15 protein-coding genes, 1 tRNA gene and 1 rRNA gene are annotated in these 16,593 nt (G+C 53.0%); 2 read left to right on the top strand and 15 right to left on the bottom strand.

Annotated features, from left to right (window positions below; translation table 11 throughout):
- From FNT36_RS22685 to rpmH, 10 genes are all read right to left on the bottom strand, one after another.
- A 16S ribosomal RNA gene (locus FNT36_RS22685) occupies positions 1-82 on the bottom strand; the annotation flags it as partial.
- A gap of 849 nt (positions 83-931) precedes the next feature.
- Positions 932-2,182, bottom strand: a complete 1,251-nt coding sequence (locus FNT36_RS22680; protein ID WP_233636162.1) for a serine hydrolase — start codon at positions 2,180-2,182, stop codon at positions 932-934.
- Between the two features lie 208 nt (positions 2,183-2,390).
- Positions 2,391-3,641, bottom strand: a complete 1,251-nt coding sequence (locus tag FNT36_RS22675; protein WP_144852506.1) for a hypothetical protein — start codon at positions 3,639-3,641, stop codon at positions 2,391-2,393.
- Positions 3,642-3,733: 92 nt separating this feature from the next.
- The gene (locus tag FNT36_RS22670) at positions 3,734-5,071 is read right to left on the bottom strand and encodes an APC family permease (RefSeq protein WP_233636161.1); all 1,338 of its coding nucleotides are present in this window, start codon (positions 5,069-5,071) and stop codon (positions 3,734-3,736) included.
- A 111-nt stretch (positions 5,072-5,182) separates the two neighbouring features.
- A complete protein-coding gene (locus tag FNT36_RS22665; protein WP_144852505.1) occupies positions 5,183-5,713 on the bottom strand; it encodes a DUF2480 family protein in 531 nt (176 codons plus the stop codon).
- A 69-nt stretch (positions 5,714-5,782) separates the two neighbouring features.
- A complete protein-coding gene (gene tsaB, locus FNT36_RS22660; RefSeq protein WP_233636163.1) occupies positions 5,783-6,421 on the bottom strand; it encodes a tRNA (adenosine(37)-N6)-threonylcarbamoyltransferase complex dimerization subunit type 1 TsaB in 639 nt (212 codons plus the stop codon).
- A 37-nt stretch (positions 6,422-6,458) separates the two neighbouring features.
- Complete coding sequence (locus tag FNT36_RS22655) at positions 6,459-6,980, bottom strand: hypothetical protein (RefSeq protein ID WP_144852501.1); 522 nt, start codon at positions 6,978-6,980, stop codon at positions 6,459-6,461.
- A gap of 79 nt (positions 6,981-7,059) precedes the next feature.
- The gene (locus FNT36_RS22650) at positions 7,060-8,754 is read right to left on the bottom strand and encodes a S41 family peptidase (protein ID WP_144852499.1); all 1,695 of its coding nucleotides are present in this window, start codon (positions 8,752-8,754) and stop codon (positions 7,060-7,062) included.
- Between the two features lie 121 nt (positions 8,755-8,875).
- Positions 8,876-9,292 (bottom strand): ribonuclease P protein component, encoded by a 417-nt coding sequence (locus tag FNT36_RS22645; protein WP_144852497.1) that lies wholly within the window; start codon positions 9,290-9,292, stop codon positions 8,876-8,878.
- A gap of 209 nt (positions 9,293-9,501) precedes the next feature.
- Positions 9,502-9,660 (bottom strand): 50S ribosomal protein L34, encoded by a 159-nt coding sequence (gene rpmH, locus FNT36_RS22640; RefSeq protein ID WP_144852495.1) that lies wholly within the window; start codon positions 9,658-9,660, stop codon positions 9,502-9,504.
- A gap of 187 nt (positions 9,661-9,847) precedes the next feature.
- On the opposite strand from rpmH, the gene FNT36_RS22635 reads away from it, so the two are divergent.
- On the top strand, positions 9,848-11,584 hold the full coding sequence (locus FNT36_RS22635) for a M61 family metallopeptidase (protein WP_144852492.1): 1,737 nt from the start codon (positions 9,848-9,850) through the stop codon (positions 11,582-11,584).
- A 169-nt stretch (positions 11,585-11,753) separates the two neighbouring features.
- Here the strand turns inward: FNT36_RS22635 and FNT36_RS22630 are convergent, their stop codons facing one another.
- The 4 genes from FNT36_RS22630 to FNT36_RS22615 all read right to left on the bottom strand — a co-directional run bounded on the left by FNT36_RS22630 (position 11,754) and on the right by FNT36_RS22615 (position 14,016).
- Positions 11,754-12,056 carry a hypothetical protein gene (locus FNT36_RS22630; RefSeq protein ID WP_144852490.1) on the bottom strand — a complete coding sequence of 101 codons (303 nt, stop codon included), beginning with the start codon at positions 12,054-12,056 and terminating at the stop codon, positions 11,754-11,756.
- A gap of 89 nt (positions 12,057-12,145) precedes the next feature.
- Complete coding sequence (locus tag FNT36_RS22625) at positions 12,146-12,760, bottom strand: TlpA family protein disulfide reductase (RefSeq protein WP_233636160.1); 615 nt, start codon at positions 12,758-12,760, stop codon at positions 12,146-12,148.
- A gap of 147 nt (positions 12,761-12,907) precedes the next feature.
- Positions 12,908-13,846: a PfkB family carbohydrate kinase gene (locus FNT36_RS22620; RefSeq protein ID WP_144852488.1), complete on the bottom strand. Its 939-nt coding sequence runs from the start codon at positions 13,844-13,846 to the stop codon at positions 12,908-12,910.
- Positions 13,847-13,942: 96 nt separating this feature from the next.
- Positions 13,943-14,016: transfer RNA gene (locus tag FNT36_RS22615), tRNA-His, on the bottom strand.
- Positions 14,017-14,254: 238 nt separating this feature from the next.
- Here FNT36_RS22615 and FNT36_RS22610 point away from each other — a divergent pair.
- Entirely contained in the window at positions 14,255-15,658 is a 1,404-nt protein-coding gene (locus FNT36_RS22610; RefSeq protein ID WP_144852486.1) for a DEAD/DEAH box helicase, read from the top strand.
- A gap of 24 nt (positions 15,659-15,682) precedes the next feature.
- On the opposite strand, the gene FNT36_RS22605 is transcribed toward FNT36_RS22610, so the two are convergent.
- A complete protein-coding gene (locus tag FNT36_RS22605) occupies positions 15,683-16,561 on the bottom strand; it encodes a carbohydrate kinase family protein (protein ID WP_144852484.1) in 879 nt (292 codons plus the stop codon).
- Positions 16,562-16,593: the final 32 nt, after the last annotated feature.

The following is a 16,593-nucleotide window of genomic DNA, read 5'->3' as shown; positions in this document are numbered from 1 at the left end:
GTATTGCTACCCACCGTTCGACTTGCATGTATTAGGCCTGCCGCTAGCGTTCATCCTGAGCCAGGATCAAACTCTCCATTGTAAAATATTCCTACACCCATGCGAACATGGGCTGATGTCGAGATGCTAACCCGACTCGTATTAACGAGTTCAATTTTAATGTTACGTTTCTGCTTACTTACGTAAGCATACTTACCATTTGTCTTTTCCAGTCATTCAAAGAACGTTTGTCGATTCCAATTGAAGCGACAGAGTGAGCTTAGGCAGCTCTTTTATTCTTACTTGCTAAACCCTGTTTTAATTGGGATTGCAAAGGTAAGAAAGCTTTTTTCTTCATCCAAGTTAAAAAGCGAAAATTTTATTTCTTTTCGTTTCAACCTTTATAGTTTTTGCTTTCGATCAAAGCGTGCTGCAAAGGTAAGAAGAATTTTTAACTTTCAAAACCACGAGCGAAAATTTTTAAAGATTTTCAGCGAGCTTTGGTTGTTTTGCCTACGCCGATTGAGTGGGCTTTTAGTTGCTAAGTCGTTAACTATTAGTTAACTTCTTTTGTCTTTTCGTTATCCTTATTCTGTTTGGGAGTGCAAAGGTAGCAATTTTCTCTGATTTTCCAAATTTGAGGCGAAAAAAATTTAGTTTTCTAACCTCTTCTTCGGTGGTTCTGATGAGCCGTTGTTGTAACGGGGTGCAAAGGTACGCCGAAGAGTTTAGAATTTCCAAAATAGTTTTCTGAGTTCGTGCCTCGTTACTCTGTTGAAAGTACCCGCGTCCGTTCGATTTGGGAGTGCAAAAGTACCGCTTAAAGGACGGTGTTGGTAACCGCAGACTGACTTTTTTCGTAGTCGTCGGCTTCAGTGAAAATGTAGGTGTGGGTGGTATAGTTATCAGTCAGCCAGTTAGCCAACCGACTGGGGTTGAAAAAAATTCAGACCTAGGGGTATTTTTCGAAGAAAGGAGTGAGGTCGGGCTGGTATCGACGTGGGCGGCGAGCTTCGTATTGGTAGAAAAGCTGACCTAGCTGGGCTAGGAAGGGCTCGCCGATGGTATCGTATTCGTAGGTGGCGTCGTTTATAATGCCGTCTTGATTTACATAGAGAACGGCGCTGAGCAGGAATTCGGATTGGTGGAGGGAATCGGCGAAGTAGGCTACGTCGGCCAAATAACCGTGCGACATACCTACGATGTTGAAGATGCGGAGGCCTGCCTGAGGTTGGGCTTCGGGGCGGCGGCCGTAGTAGAGGTACTTTTTGTAGGCGTCGAAGTACTTAGGAGAGGTATAAGGAGTGAACTGGCTGGCGTGAGGTGTGAGGTGGAGGTACTGACGGAGGAAAGCGTAGTCAACCGGAGTAAGGTGGGGGCGCTGCGTAGCGGGGGTGGCTTCGGAGAAAAGGGCAGTTTGGAGTAGCGCAGTGATATCGGGCAGCGGTAGGTTATTGGCAGTAGTGAACTCGTAGGGGCGGTGGATGATATGGTCGCCAGCTTTGTAGGCGCGGCCGGCATATATAGGACCTAGGGGCGGTGCGGGGGTGCGAGGGTTGGTTTGGGCGGGCTGCGTATATAACGTATCGCCGGTGGGGGTGTGAAAAGCGACGGGATTGGTGTGGCGATTGGCGGCGGTGTCGCAGGGAGCGAAGCGGCGCACGATGCGACTACCGGAATAGCCTAGTTGTTGGAGGCGGTCATTTAGCTGCTTCTGGCCTAGGAATTCATAAAGACGGTTATAAGCAAGGTTGTCACTGACGAGCAACATCCGCTTGATATAGTTGCCAACAGTGGCTTGACGGTTGGAATCGGCAGGGGCAGCGAAGGGAACGGGCGTCTGGCAACGCCAGGCAGTACCGGTAGATAAGATGGTATTCCTATTGATAGTGGTGGGTAGAGTATGAAGCTTTTCGAGGGCTAATAGGGCGACGGGTAGCTTAACGAGGCTAGCGGGGTTGAAGTACTGCCGAGGGTTAAGATGGTAGGTGTGCTGAGTGAAGTGCGGGACGTTTTGGGCGTCACGGTTAATTTGGGTGTAGATGAGCTGAAGCTGATAAGTACTGGGGTGGCTAAGGACCTTCGCTAGGGCGGGGCTGGTGCGAAGGAGGCTATCGAGGAGAGGAGAATCGGGGTACTGGGCAGTTTGGGCCTGAACGCGGGTAATTATTATTAGAGCTAGGAGGACTAGGATAGGCTTCATGGGTGTAGGCATTTTCTTACTGTATATAATAAGGAAGGCCGTGATAGTTTGTATCACGGCCTTTGGAGGATATTGCGAAGGAAGCTTGAGGCTCTCCCTACCCTACTGCTATCACTTTCCTTATGTAGTAGTATCAGCCTTATGTAGTATCAGATAGATAACAATGCAAGATGCTCGCTGCACTCACACCTGGACTGCAAAGTCTAAGCTACTGACCGATAAGAGTACGTCGCTTAGCTAGGAGGAGATTGCTGTCAGTCTGGCGCCAATTATAGCCAGTACCAAAGGGGAGCGGACGGGCACGGCGTAAGGTGTCATGGTAGGCAGTAGTGAGCTCGGGCTGGTATTGCTTAGCGAAGAGGTTGATAGGGCGCTTATAAGTACCGTAGTAAGTGAACTGCCAGTTATGTTTCGGAAAGTACTTCATAGCAATGCCGCTGTCATCTTGCAAGAGATAGTTGCTGCGCTCCAACACGAGATTGCGGACCTTAGAGAAGTAACTTTTGTGCATGAGGTAAGTGGCCGACTTCACATAGGTGGTGAGGGGACCTAGGGTACGCACATATTTAAGGGGAGCATCTTTAGTAGTGAGCTTCCAATCACTAAGGTCAGCCGAGAAATAATAGATAGTTTTCTCGGAGCCATCGGCGGCCTGTAGCTTCAGCTCGGCACCAGGAATAGCTTTTGAATTGGCGGCGCGGGTAGTATCGGTGACTTCGTGCAGCTGCCCTTGGGCGTCGAGTTGCACGGGACGCACCGACTGCACGTGGTTGCCGGTGCGGGCGGCGAAGAGCATAATAAGCGGCACGGCTCCGTCGAGGTTAACCGATTTTAGATCTATGGCCATGTCATTAGTGCGGAAGAAGCTAAAATTTAGCACTGACCACAACGATTTTTTCACGGCGGGCAAGATGGCAGGGTTAGCCAAGTTTTCGCGGCTAGGGACGCTGCCTACGGGCTCTAGGCCAAACATAACATAGGTGCTAGCAGTAGGAAAGAGCGTGTAAGCGTTCAGAAAGTCGGGGCCGCTGAAAGGATAAAACAACGTAGTAGTAGCTTGGCGCACCGAGTCGAGTTCGGTGGTGGCCCACTTATTCATGCGGTCGGTGTGGGTGGCCCGGTATTTCGCCCAGCTTTTATCCTGGTCTTTAGCGAAAGCTTGCCAAACAGGCTGGGCAGCTAGCGCGGCCAGCGGGGTTTCGGCTTTAGGTGGCAAGCCAGCGAGGTAAGCAGCCACATTTTGCACGCTAGCAGTATCCGAAAAAGGAGTCGCTTTTTTAAGCTCTTCGGTGGCGGCAACTCTATCGGCCGGAGTGGCCGGGCGGGGTACGGTGGCGGCCACTTTACTGGCCGTATCGGCCATTGTTTCGGTTTTGGTAGTTTGCTCCTTGGTGGTAGTTTGGGAGCAGGCTGCCAGCAACGCGAGCGCAGGCAGCAGAGAAAGCAGAGAAAAGCGCATTAGTAGAAAAAGCAATGGCCAACTAGGCAATTGATATTGGGCAGTGATTAATCGGCAGAAGTCTAAAAGGTAAACTGAGTGGAATTAGGTACTTAGGGCCGTGGCGTAGGCCGAAGCTTGTGCGCGGCAAAGTACACCAGCAGGCCACCGGCTACGGTAGCTAAGCCGTAGAGCGATTCTTCTTGTTTATCCTTGATGATGAAAACTAGTGTCCAAGCGCTCAAAGCCAGAAAGATAAGCGGCGTAAATGGGTAGCCCCAAGCGCGATATGGGCGCGGCATTTGGGGCTGCCGCCAGCGTAAGACGAATACCCCCAGCACTGTAAGAAACGTGAATAGATTGAGCACGAAACCGGCATATACGAGCACAGCCTGAAAATCAGGTTTCAGAATAAACACTAGGCTAATAGCCACTTGCACTAGCAACGCCCTTTGCGGAATACCCGCCGATGTGCGTTGGGCTAGCCACCCTAGGGCCGGTAGGTCCTCCCCCATCGCTTGAGTGATGCGAGGGCCGGCAAAAATCATGGCGCTGATAGTGGATACAAGCAAGGCTGCAATGACAGCTCCGGCAAACCGGCCCCAAGCTGGGCCAAACAGGTAGTTGGCCGAAATGAAGCCTACTTCCAGTTGCCCTTTTAGCCAACCAAGGGGCGTGGAGCGCAGAAACACGAAATTCAGCCCCACATACAATAAGAGTACTACGGCTGTGCCTGTAAGCAGAATGCGCGACAAATTGCGTTGCGGCCGGTCGATTTCGCCGGTGAGGTAGGCAGCTGCATTCCAGCCCGAATAGGCGTAGCTAACATATACAAGGCTCACAGCGAAGGTGGGGCTAAGCAAGGCTCGCCAGCTTGCTGCATCGGGCACAAAACTCAGCGCTTGCGGCTTACCAGTCACTAGGCCCGCCCCAATAAAAGTCACCAACACGCCAACCTTCAGCGCGGTAATGACTACCTGCAGGCGACTACCCGCCTGAATGCTAAGCCCATGCACCAGTGCCAGGAGCAGCACGACCCCAATGGCCAGTACCTGCGCGCCCGATGTACCAGCTAGCACTGGTGCGGCCAGGGCAGGCCACACGCTTTGGGCGTAGCGGCCTAGTGCCAGGGCGGCCAGTGCCGTAGGCGCGGCAAAGCCCACCGTAGCCGATACCCAGCCCGATAGGAACCCTAGGGCCGGATGATAAATCTGACTTAGATAGTGGTACTCGCCACCCGAGCGGGGCATAGCTGCCGCTAGCTCACCATAGCTTACGGCCCCGCACAAAGCAATGAGACCGCCCACAGCCCATAGCATCAGCAACGCAAAGCCACTTTGAATACCTAGCAGCTGAAACCCAAGGCTGGTAAAAACGCCCGTGCCGACCATGTTGGCGATAACAATGGAAACGCCGGTGCGGAAATCTATTTTGTACGATTGTGTTTGCACGCTGGCAAAGGTCGTAGTAGTTGGCGCTTCTTTTTAGCCGGACACAAAAAAGCCCTCACCTAGGGTTGGCAAGGGCTTGAGTGCATAGGTTAGTGACGCTCCGTTCTACAGTTACACTTCGGCAGCTACAATGGCTTTTGGCTTTTTATAAAGCGGCACGGTGCTGCACGGCTCGCCATACATGATGCTAGCGGCCACCGGCAGCAACCGCTGCATAATAGCCACATAGGCAAATGTAGGCACTGGCTTATCACCACAGCCCTTAATTACTAGCTTCGCATCTTGGTAATCAGCGGGATTGATACTCGCGATGGCTTCCTCAAACAGCGACTGCTCTAGCGCCCCCAGGTCGCCAAATACGTAGCGGTGGGCGTGGCCCTGTAGCTTGCTGGCCAGCAGCATATAGGCCCACGTGGGCACGATAGCATCGGCCGAGCAGATGATAGCCACATTTTTACCGTCGTATTGTGTCCAGTCGTGCGTTTTCACAAATTCGCGAAAGTCCTTTTCGCGCAGCATCAGGCCGTGAAAGAGGTTTTCCTTGATGTCGTACACCACACGGTCGCCGGGGTGAATGTACTCTTCTAGGTTGAGGGTAACTAGGCCAGAAGCGGCCACGCGGTTTACAAAAAGCGGCTCCATAATGTTAGTGCTTGGTGCTTGGTCTCTAGTGGTCGAGTCAGGTTATTTAGCCTCCCTATCAATCGCTACTTACGAAGCACTACGTGGTGTAGTCGTATAAACTTCTTTTAAATAAAACGGCTCATAGTAAGCCACATCCTGAAATTCTTGCCGCTGGTAGGCACCTAGGGCCAGCTCGCCAACGCTCACCGCCGAGGGTTGCACATTAGCCAAGAAAACGGCATTAAGGTTGTCGCTCACTAGGGGTTGAAACTTCAGTGCGCCCGACCCAAAGAATAACACTGAGTGGTGGGTCAATTGTTCGGCTAAGGCTTCGGGCGTGAGAATGAGCGGCGCGGGTGCAGTTAGCTCGCGGCCATCGGCACGGTAGAGGGCTGTGTATACCTCCTGCCGGCGAGCGTCAAGCATAGGTGCATATAGGTAGGTATCGGCGCGGGGCGTGCAAGCAATTATCTGCTGGGCTAACGCAGGCAACGTACCCACCGCCACCAGCGGAATATCTAGCGCAAAGCAAAGGCCTTTCGCTGCCGCTGCCCCAATACGCAGGCCGGTATACGAGCCGGGGCCATCGCTCACGGCCACTGCCGCGAGGTCGCGTAGCGTGTAGCCCGTATTAGCAATGAGTTGCTCAATCAATACTGTGAGGTGCGTAGAGTGCGACTTCTCTAGGCGCAATTCTGATTGGCCTAGTAGGCGGCCATCCTCCACTTTATGCAATGCTACAGAACAGATTGGCGAGGAGGTTTCAAGGGCGAGGATAATCAAGGGTATTAGCTTGAATGGCGTTGTAAATTTTGTTGATTCGTGGCTGAATAAACCATATCCCTATCGGCCAGAAAAACAATTGAAGCATCGTGCCTGCATACTGACTGAAGACAGGTCTGCTTCCACTTTCTATGCTTATTAATAACACTGCTGGAAACCAGAACAGGTGAGCAATAGCGAAAAACAAATAGAAAAATGGTATAGCTACCACTCCATTCACTTGTAGATTTCCATCGAAAAGAATCATAATTGTCCCATAGAAAGCAATTAATAAAAAGGCATCCACTAAAAACCAAGTGCTATTACACTCTATCTTTTTTGGTAGATACATATATAATGAATTACCTAATAAAGCATACCAGCCGATGTACCCGACTAGTAGTATGCTAAAAACCGCAACTGAAGCTAGCGAATTATCCTTGCAATAAGTGCTTATAAAATAGATAGCTACAAGAAAGATAAATACCTGCCAATGTTTAGCCTTTAGTAGTAGATTATCCATAGCCGTACTGAGTGCTGAAATAGCTAAAAAAGCAGACCCATTGCTGAATCTGCTTTCCTAGGTTCTTATTCAACCAAAATTACTTCATGCCTGCTGATTTGCGCGCACTGGCGGCTTGCCCACCTGGCTTCAGCAGAGCAGCGTAACGGTTAGGGTCATTTAGCACGGCCACGGCAGCTTGGATGTTGGGGTCATCGTCGAAACTGGCTTCGGTACGACCCTTCTCATAGTAATAGCGCGACACGATTTCCGATTCCAGAATTTCTTTAATCTCGGGCTTAAACCGCTGTATGTCGTTGGCCTTATTAACGGTTACTTTCTTCTTGATGGCATCAAGCTCTACTCTGACGTCGTCGTAGTGCTTTTCCTCTTTTACCTTTTTAGTTAGGTCAGTGAGGGAGCGCTCAGCGTCAGTGCTGTAAGCAATGCTCTTATTTTGGAGGTAGGCTACAAACTTCTGATAATCGGCATCGGTGAGCTTAAACTGCTTGGCCGGGGCGATGGTGGCGTGCTCAGAACGGAAGCGAGTAGCGTAGTCAAAGAGATAGCTCTTCTGAATAAGTACGCGGGTAATATCTGCAATTTCGCGGTCCTGAATATCGATATCGGGTGCTACACCGCCGCCGTCGTACACTACGCGGCCAGCCTGTGTTTTGAAGGCCGTGCGCAATGAATCAGGAAATTTAGTGAGAGCCCCATCCTCTCCGCGGTGCGAATAATCAATTTCCTGGATGCAGCGGCCGCTCGGAATGTAATACTTGGCAGTAGTCACCTTCAGCTGCGAGTTGTAGCTGAGCGGGCGAGTGGCTTGCACAAGACCTTTGCCAAAAGTGCGCTCCCCCACCAGCACAGCACGGTCGTAGTCTTGCAGCACGCCCGACACAATTTCGGAGGCCGACGCCGAGCGATTGCTCGTGATAATGGCAATGGGAATCTGAGTATCGAGCGGCACATCAAGCGCCTTGTAGGTTTTATTCCACTCGGTTACTTTACCCTTAGTACTTACTACGTCTAAGCCTTTGTCTACAAATAGGTTGGAGATATTAACTGCCTCATTGAGCAAGCCGCCGGGATTATCACGAATGTCAAACACCAACTTCTTAGCGCCTTGCTCCTTGAGCTTAGTCACGGCATTTCGTACCTCACGGCCAGCATCGACAGTAAAGCCCCCGAGCTGGAAGTACCCAATATCCGAGGTCAACATACCATAATACGGCACGTTGTTAACCTGAATTTTATCGCGGGTGATATTGACTTCTACAGGCTTGTCTTGGCCGTAGCGCGTCACGATGAGTTTCACCAGTGATTGCGCCTGCCCCTTGAGCAGCTTGCTAATGTCGGCATTAGTCTTCTTATCAACATTGATATTGTTGATAGTCAGAATTTCATCGCCAGGTAGCAGGCCTGCTTTTTGAGCTGGATAGCCCTCGTAGGCACTCTGCACCACGGTCTTGCCATTGCGCTTGATAACCACTGCGCCGATGCCGCCATACTGCCCAGTAGTCATGGTACGGAAATCTTCAATATCGTCTTCCGGAATATAGTTGGTATATGGGTCCAGCGACTTGAGCATGCCGTCAATGCCCGTTTTTACCAGCTTGCCAGGGGTTATCTCGTCCACGTAGTACGTGTTCACTTCCTTGAAGAGCGTGGCGAAAATGTCTAGGTTTTTGGCAATCTCAAAATACCGCTCACTGTCGGAGGCAGCGCGAAAGCTGGCAAGGCCCAGGGTACCTAGGGCTAGCGTGGCGAGAACTTTGGTGCGGGTAGTCATCAGCGGGAGAAACGAAGGCGGCGAAAGCGATACGGTGAAGCAACAGCGCGGCTTTTGGTGGCGCAATGAGACCGGCCAGAGGCGACCAGTGCGGCAGTATCGCAGGTGAAGATAAGCAATACTACGGCGCGGGTTGCAACGAAGCTTCGGCCAGCAAACGATTAAGCCCAGAAATTAATTTTTTTTCTATCAGCGGCAACTCACTTTTTTCTTTGCCAGTGTATAGAATACCTAATAGCGCTACGGGATGGCCATTTTCGGCTTCCAGCAAACGGTATTTATTGAGCCGATACGCTTCACGCATGAGGCGCTTTAGGCGGTTGCGGTCTACGGCCCGCTTGAAGGTGCGCTTAGGCACCGTGATGAGTACCTCGGGCGGAGTGGTGGTGCGCGCTGGCGCTGGCAACCATGTCAGGCGCAATGGATACACACCAAGCGAAGGGTTTTGGCGATTAAAAAGCTGCTCAATGCGCTTTTTGCTGCACAAATGCTCTTTTTTCGGAAACGTGTAATTCCGATTAACGGGTAGCTCGTTCACGTTATGGGGCTAGGACTTATGCGAAAAGCGATTGTCTTGGCAAGCGCTTTCTACATACGTTCTACGTTAAAATAGCGAAGCCGCATTGTAGCGGCAGTTATTTCTGGCAATACCAGAAAATAACTTGCCCCAACAATGCGGCTACCTGCGAAGCTAGTGGCTAGGGGCCGCCTAAAGGCCCCAAAGCTTCAGCTAACAGCTTAAAAAGCCTAGCGCTTGTGACGGCCTTCGTCCGATACGGTGAGGCGCTTGCGGCCTTTGGCACGGCGGCGGGCTAGTACGTTGCGGCCATTAGCGGAGGCCATGCGCTCACGGAAGCCGTGCTTGTTGCGACGCTTGCGTTGCGAGGGTTGGTAGGTACGTTTCATGACAAGTCAAATTGCGAGTTGGGCCGGCAAAGGTACGAATTTAGCTTTACAATAGCAATAGAAATGTAAAACGGAATGATACTCCGTTTTGCGAGCACTACAGCACCGTAGTCTTTTGCGTACACGCTTTTCTGCCAGAAATGGAGTGGCACTCCGTTTTACCTTGCGCGCCGCATTCCTCTTACCCATGACTTACTACCACGTTTCATTCGAGAATCCGCTTACCTTTTACTTGCAAATTCAGCTCATGGTGGAGGTGCCAGCCGAGGCTACGGCCCCGCTCGCCTTACAGCTACCAGCTTGGCGACCCGGCCGCTATGAGCTGCAAAACTTTGCTCAAAAGATTCAGCGCGTAGAGTTTAGCGATGCCGAAACGGATGAGCCCCTCCCCTATCGCAAGGTGACAAAAGACCGCTGGGAAGTACCTAGCGCAGCCGGCCGTAGTGTGCGCGTGCGTTATAACTTCTACGCCCACCAAATGGATGCCGGCGGCTCATGGCTCGACGAGACGCAGCTTTACCTAAATCCTGTGCAGGCACTCATGTACGCCGAGGGACATCAAGACTTGCCGTGCCAGCTCTCGCTGGTACTGCCGCCCGACTGGCGCCTAGCCTGCGGTTTGCCGCAGTCGCAGCCCAACGTATTGGAGGCCAAAAATTTCGACCAATTGGCTGATGCGCCGCTTATTGCTAGCCCCACCATTGAGCACCAGCAGTACGAGGCTGGTGGGCTGCCCTTCCATGTGTGGGTACAGGGCGAGGAGGCAATAGTAAACTGGCCGCGCCTATTGGCTGATTTTAAGGCGTTTTCGGAAGAGCAGCTGGCACTATTTGGTAGCTTTCCGGTGGCCGATTATCACTTCCTCAATCAATTCTTGCCCTACAAGCACTACCATGGTGTAGAGCACCACAACTCGACCGTAATCACCCTAGGGCCGGCTGAGTTGCTGATGCACGAGGCGCTGTACAAGGAGTTGCTGGGCGTGAGTTGCCATGAGTTGTTTCACACTTGGAACATTAAGGCTATTCGCCCGGCTGAGATGCAGCCCTATGACTACGCCCGCGAAAATTATTTCCGCACCTGCTATATCGCTGAGGGCATCACGACTTATTATGGCGAATACTTATTGGCGCGCAGTCGCGTTCGCACGCCGGCTCAGTACTTTGAGGAGTTGAATATTGTATTGCGTAAGCACTACGACGACGCAGGCGGCCAAAACCTGAGCTTAGCTGATGCAAGTATGGACCTCTGGCTCGACGGCTACAAGCCCGGCGTGCCCGACCGCAAGGTGTCAGTATATCACAAGGGCGCGCTCACGGCGCTGTTGCTCGACCTCACCATCCGGCAGCTGCACGGCCACGCTCGCAGCCTCGACGACGTAATGCGCCGACTGTACGACGACTTCGGCAAAACCGGCCTAGGGTACACTGATGAGGACTATGCCCGCATTGTGGCCGAGGTGGCGGGCCGCAAAATGCAGGTTTATTTTGACAAGTTCATTAATGGAACTGCGCCCCTGCAAGAGCCGCTTGATAAGGCACTGCATACTGTAGGTTGCCAACTGGTCGCTTACGAAAACGCCTCGGCTTCAGAGGGCACCTTCGGCTTCCGCACTGTGGTAAAAAACGAGCGTACCGAAGTGACTTATATCTGGCCTGGCTCGCCAGCGGCGGCGGTGCTCACTGCCGATGATGAGATTGTGGCTATCAATGGCCGGCGTGTTGACATGAATTTACAAAGCTTGCTCAGCACTGGCGCGCCACTCTACGAAGTGGCTGTATTTCGGCAAAACCGATTGGTACTAGTAGAATTACTGCCGCAGCCAGACGCAGTTTTTGGCGTGCGCTACACCATAGAAAAGCTTGCGGATGCCGATGAGGCACAGAAAACAGGCTTTCAGAAGTGGCTGGGCTGGGAGTTCTAAACGCGAAGTCATATATGGTTCGCGAACACGCTTATATGCCAACCAGCCACTTTTCCTTATAAAGATGGTCTAAGGCCTAAAGCTAAGAAAGCCACCCTTGCAGGTGGCTTTCTTAGCTTTTACTACAGTAGCTAATCCGCGTAGCGGACGTAGCCGTGAAATCTATGCACTAGTCGGCGTGGCTGCCGGGGCCCTTTTCGGGGCTATTGGTATCTACTGACATGGGGCGGTTACCCTGCGGATTGCTACGCGGCTTATTTGCCTGCGTGTGGCGGGTTTCGTTGAAGTTGCCACCGGGCGTGTTGCCGCGGGTTTGGTTACCCTGTTCAGTTAGGTCGCTCTGGTTAAGATTCTGGTTGGTGGCGCTGTCTACGTGTTCACCAGAAGCAATATCACCTTTGTGGTGATGCTGGTTTTCGTAAGGATTTACAGACGGCTTATCGTTGGCGAGGTCATTCGGTTTGTCAGACATGGCAGGGCGGAGTTTAAGGATGAGAACTTAGTTCTTTTACCCCACTAGCGCCGCAAGGGTTGTGGCTCCTTGCTCTTCCAACCTACTACCTAGTCCGCTAGCTTCTCCAATGCAGCCTTAAACTCGGGCGTATCATAGTCGGCCATACCGCTGTGGCGGTCGGCTACCCGGCCCTGTGGGGTGAGAATGACAGTATAGGGAATGGACGGCGAGTTGAACGGTGCAGGCAAGTCCGTAGCCGGGAAAAATACTGGCATGGTATAGTGCTTCCGCTTCAGCAGAGCGCGGGCTTTATTCTGGTTTTCATCGAGCGAAATCAGCACAAAAGCCACTTTGCTCGTGTCCACTTTTTGGTAGAGGGCTTGCAAGCCAGGCATTTCGGCTAGGCAGGGTGGGCACCAGCTGGCCCACAGGTTTACGAGCACTACTTTACCACGAAACTGGCTAAGGTTGGCCGGGCGGCCATCTACAGTAACAAGCGGTAGGCTAGGTGGATACGTGCGCTCGCTGGCAAACTGCGCCCTAGGTGCTGCCGAGCGGGCGGGTGGCGTAGCACGCCACAGGCCCGTGGCCAGCAGCCCGCGCTGCAAAGTGCTTAGTACAGGCTGGCGCAGGTCGGTAGTCATCACCACGGCAAAGGCGGCAAAAAACAGTAGTTCGCCCCAATTCTTGCGAAGCCAGGAATTCATTTTGAGCTTATTCATAAATAAAAAAGGTCCTGCTAAGTACAATGGCGCATTTTGCGTGGCGAAGGCACCCTAGGTGATAGAGTTTACTACGCCACGCAAAATGCGCCATCGCACTTAGCAGGACAACCGGATGGAAGTACTGCTCAAACTGCGAGCTGATGCCTACCGCACGTTTTCGACTACAGCGGCGGGCTGCACTTTCACTAGCTCTTCAAACATGGCTTCGCGGGCTTCGATTTCCTCCTGCGTGAGGTTGAGCAAGCGCTCGGTGCCAAACTTCTCGACGCAGAACGAGGCCATAGCTGAACCGTGTATGACGGCACGCTTCATATTCTCGAACGAGCAGTCGTCAGTAGCAGCGATGTAACCGATGAGGCCGCCAGCAAAGGTGTCGCCAGCGCCCGTGGGGTCAAATACTTCTTCCAGCGGCAGAGCAGGAGCGTAGAATACCTTGTTTTTGTGGAACAACAGTGCGCCGTGCTCGCCTTTCTTGATAATCAAGAACTTAGGGCCAAATGCCAGGATTTTGCGGGCTGCTTTTACCAGCGAATACTCACCAGAGAGCTGACGGGCCTCTTCATCATTGATGCTAAGTACGTCCACCATTTCGATGGTGGCCAGTAGCTCTTCGGCGGCGATGTCCATCCAGAAGTTCATGGTGTCGAGCACAATGAGCTTGGGGCGGTTGACGAGGCGCTGAATAACGAGGCGCTGTACCTGTGGGGCTAGGTTGCCCAGCATCAGGTATTTGCAGTTTTGGTAGGCGTCGGGGATGATAGGGTCGAACGAGCCGAGCACGTTGAGCTCGGTGGTAATGGTTTCGCGCGAGTTGAGGTCTTTATTATACTTACCCGACCAGAAAAACGACTTCTCGTCAGCCTTGATTTGCAGGCCTTCAGTATTTACGCCGTGCTCCTCCAGGGTCAGGATATCGGATTGCGGAAAATCGCCGCCCACCACGGCCACCAGATTCACCGGCTTGGTCGAGTACGAAGCCGACAGACTGATGTAAGTAGCCGCGCCGCCGATGATTTTGTCGGTTTTGCCGAAAGGAGTTTCCAAGGCGTCGAAAGCCACGGAGCCGATTACGAGAAGGCTCATTTGTGAAGAATGAGAGGTTAATAAAAGGTGAACTTGCGCTCAACCGTACAAATAACAAAAAAAGTCCCCGGATTCGCATCCGGGGACTTTCGCGAGGGTAAATAATGGGGCTCGAACCCACGACCTTCGGAATCACAATCCGACGCTCTAACCAGCTGAGCTATATCTACCGTGTGGTGGTTTGGGACTGCAAAGATACGGGCAGGATGGTTTTATGCAAGATTTTTCAAAGAAAAAATGTCGGCGCTCGCTACACAGTACGCACCGACGCAACTTGTGTGGCGCAGTAATTAGTTAACAATTACGCTAGTGCAAGCAAGATGCTCCGGTACACCCAGCACGACAAATGCACAGGTAATGCAAGCTGCTTTACCTGCCCGCGCAGCAAACTATCCCGACCTTTGCAAAATGGATACCCTTGCCACCTTCGCCGATTTCAAACTTAACAAGCAGCTACTCACGGCCGTAGCCGATGCCGGCTTCACTGAGCCTACGCCGGTGCAGCTCCAAACCATCCCGTTACTACTAGCTGGGCACGATGTACTAGGCATCGCCCAAACGGGCACTGGCAAAACGGCGGCCTTTGGCCTGCCACTGCTTATGAAGGTGAAATACGCGCAGGGCGAGCACCCTAGGGCACTGGTACTGGCTCCTACCCGCGAGCTGGCCATTCAGCTTGAGAAGCACCTGAAGGCGCTGGCTACGCACACCGATATCCGCATTTTCGCCATTTATGGCGGCCTAGGGCCTAAAACGCAGATTGAGACTATTAAGCAGGGCTTGGATATTCTGATTGCCACGCCGGGCCGCCTCATGGAAATCTACCTCAAGGGCGACCTAGTGATGAAAGAGCTGAAGACGCTAGTGCTCGATGAGGCCGATAAGATGATGGATATGGGCTTTATGCCCCAGATTCGACGCATTCTGGAAATTATTCCGCGCAAGCGCCAGAACGTGCTGTTTTCGGCCACTATGCCCGAGCGCGTGACGCAGCTTAGCGAAGAGTTCTTGGAGTTTCCGGTGCGCGTAGAGGTGACGCCGCCGGCCCAACCGGCTCAGACTATCACGCAAAGCCTGTATGAGGTACCCAACCTGGCTACCAAAATCAACTTGCTCGACCACCTGCTGCACCGCGACGCGGCCGACATGACGCGGGTGCTGCTCTTTACCCGCACCAAGGAAAATGCCGACCAGGTGGCGGCGTTCCTCAACCGCAAAGCCCCCCTAGGTGAGGTGCGCGTGATACACGGCAACAAAGGCCAAAATGCGCGCCTCAACAGCATGGATGCCTTTAAAGAAGGTAATGTTCGCTACCTAGTGGCGACCGATGTAGCAGCCCGCGGTATTGATGTGCCGCAGGTGAGCCACGTTATCAACTTCGACGTGCCGCTTATTTATGACGACTACGTGCACCGCATTGGGCGCACGGGGCGGGCGCGGCACACAGGAGCAGCCATTACGTTTGCTAACCCAGCCGAGCGCCAACACATCGAGCGTATCGAAGCACTTATCAAGCAGACGATTCCGCTGCTACCCATTCCGGAGGAAGTAGAGGTAACTGCAACGCCCTTTACCGAAGGACAAACACACGCTCGCGTGCTCGACGAGCAGCGCCGCCGCGAGGACCCGACTTTTAAGGGTGCCTTCCACGAAAAGAAAGAGTGGGTCAAGCCGGGCGTTACCATTGATAAGCGCACCGGCAAACCATTTGAGGAAGGCCGTAAAAAGAGCCAGAAAGGCAGCAAGAAAAACCCTGGCAAGAAAGGTAAATCGGCACCGGCCAGCAAGGCGCTGCGGCGGCGCGGCCAGTAAAACCTAGGCCGCCACTAGTTAGGGCTACTCAAGCATGGCATCCACGTCGGCGGCCGTGAGGGTGGGCGTGGCACCCTGGTGCGTAGCCACCAAGGCGCCAGCGGCGCAGGCCCGGCGCAGGCATTCGGCAGGCGCCAGCTTAGCTTGCCAGCCAGCTAGCAAAGCTGCTAGAAAAGCGTCGCCGCTACCAATGGTATCCTGCACCTCGATGGGGAAGCTAGGGTGCGTAAAGAGCTGATTAGCCACCCACAATGCAGCACCGTCGGCACCCTTTGTGAGGCAGACGGCTTGCAAACCGTAGTGCTCGGCTAGCCAAGGTAGGGCGGTTGTTTCGTCGCCGGGCAGCCCTAGCCACTCTGTGATTTCGGCTAGCTCGTGCTCGTTGAGTTTGGCCATATCGGCTTGGCGCAGCAGGGTTTCGACTACTGCCCGCGTGTAGTGCGGCTGGCGCAGGTTAACATCGAACACCCGGTAGCGGGCACTTGGCAGCAATTGGTAAAGGGTTTCGCGGGTATCGGGGCGGCGCGTAGCCAGCGAGCCGTACACCAGCATGGCGGCATTGGCCACAGCATCGCGCAGCTCGGGAGCGTACTGCACATAGTCCCAGGCTACGGGCTCCACGATTTTGTACGTTACCTCGTGGCTGTTGTCAAGGTTAGCTTTCACCACGCCGGTTAGGTGCGTTTGGCTGCGCTGCACAAGGGCCGTGTCTACACCTTTACCCTGCAAAAAAGTTAGCAGCTCGGTACCTAGCTCATCTTGTCCTACGCGGCTAATCAGCTGCACAGGCTGCCCAAACTGGTGCAGGTGCACAGCTACATTGAAAGGGGCTCCGCCGGGCTGGCGGCCGGTAGGCAGCACATCCCACAAAGTTTCTCCAAAGCAAACAATAGGTGCTGACATAAGGGTAAAGGCGAGGTAAAACGAAAGCAGGA

Origin of the sequence: Hymenobacter setariae, from assembly GCF_007713685.1 — a bacterium.
Taxonomy (GTDB): Bacteria; Bacteroidota; Bacteroidia; order Cytophagales; family Hymenobacteraceae; genus Hymenobacter; species Hymenobacter setariae.
The sequence above is the reverse complement of the archived record's forward strand: the minus strand, read 5'-3'. Positions and strand labels throughout refer to the sequence as shown.

Excerpts from the sequence above, each read along its gene's own strand:
- rpmH (WP_144852495.1), bottom strand. The coding sequence starts at position 9,660 with ATGAAACGTACCTACCAACCCTCGCAACGCAAGCGTCGCAACAAGCAC.
- FNT36_RS22650 (WP_144852499.1), bottom strand. The coding sequence starts at position 8,754 with ATGACTACCCGCACCAAAGTTCTCGCCACGCTAGCCCTAGGTACCCTG.
- FNT36_RS22680 (WP_233636162.1), bottom strand. The coding sequence starts at position 2,182 with ATGAAGCCTATCCTAGTCCTCCTAGCTCTAATAATAATTACCCGCGTT.
- FNT36_RS22605 (WP_144852484.1), bottom strand. The coding sequence starts at position 16,561 with ATGTCAGCACCTATTGTTTGCTTTGGAGAAACTTTGTGGGATGTGCTG.
- FNT36_RS22625 (WP_233636160.1), bottom strand. The coding sequence starts at position 12,760 with ATGAATAAGCTCAAAATGAATTCCTGGCTTCGCAAGAATTGGGGCGAA.
- FNT36_RS22665 (WP_144852505.1), bottom strand. The coding sequence starts at position 5,713 with ATGGAGCCGCTTTTTGTAAACCGCGTGGCCGCTTCTGGCCTAGTTACC.
- FNT36_RS22635 (WP_144852492.1), top strand. The coding sequence starts at position 9,848 with ATGACTTACTACCACGTTTCATTCGAGAATCCGCTTACCTTTTACTTG.
- FNT36_RS22675 (WP_144852506.1), bottom strand. The coding sequence starts at position 3,641 with ATGCGCTTTTCTCTGCTTTCTCTGCTGCCTGCGCTCGCGTTGCTGGCA.
- FNT36_RS22655 (WP_144852501.1), bottom strand. The coding sequence starts at position 6,980 with ATGGATAATCTACTACTAAAGGCTAAACATTGGCAGGTATTTATCTTT.
- FNT36_RS22630 (WP_144852490.1), bottom strand. The coding sequence starts at position 12,056 with ATGTCTGACAAACCGAATGACCTCGCCAACGATAAGCCGTCTGTAAAT.
- FNT36_RS22610 (WP_144852486.1), top strand. The coding sequence starts at position 14,255 with ATGGATACCCTTGCCACCTTCGCCGATTTCAAACTTAACAAGCAGCTA.
- FNT36_RS22620 (WP_144852488.1), bottom strand. The coding sequence starts at position 13,846 with ATGAGCCTTCTCGTAATCGGCTCCGTGGCTTTCGACGCCTTGGAAACT.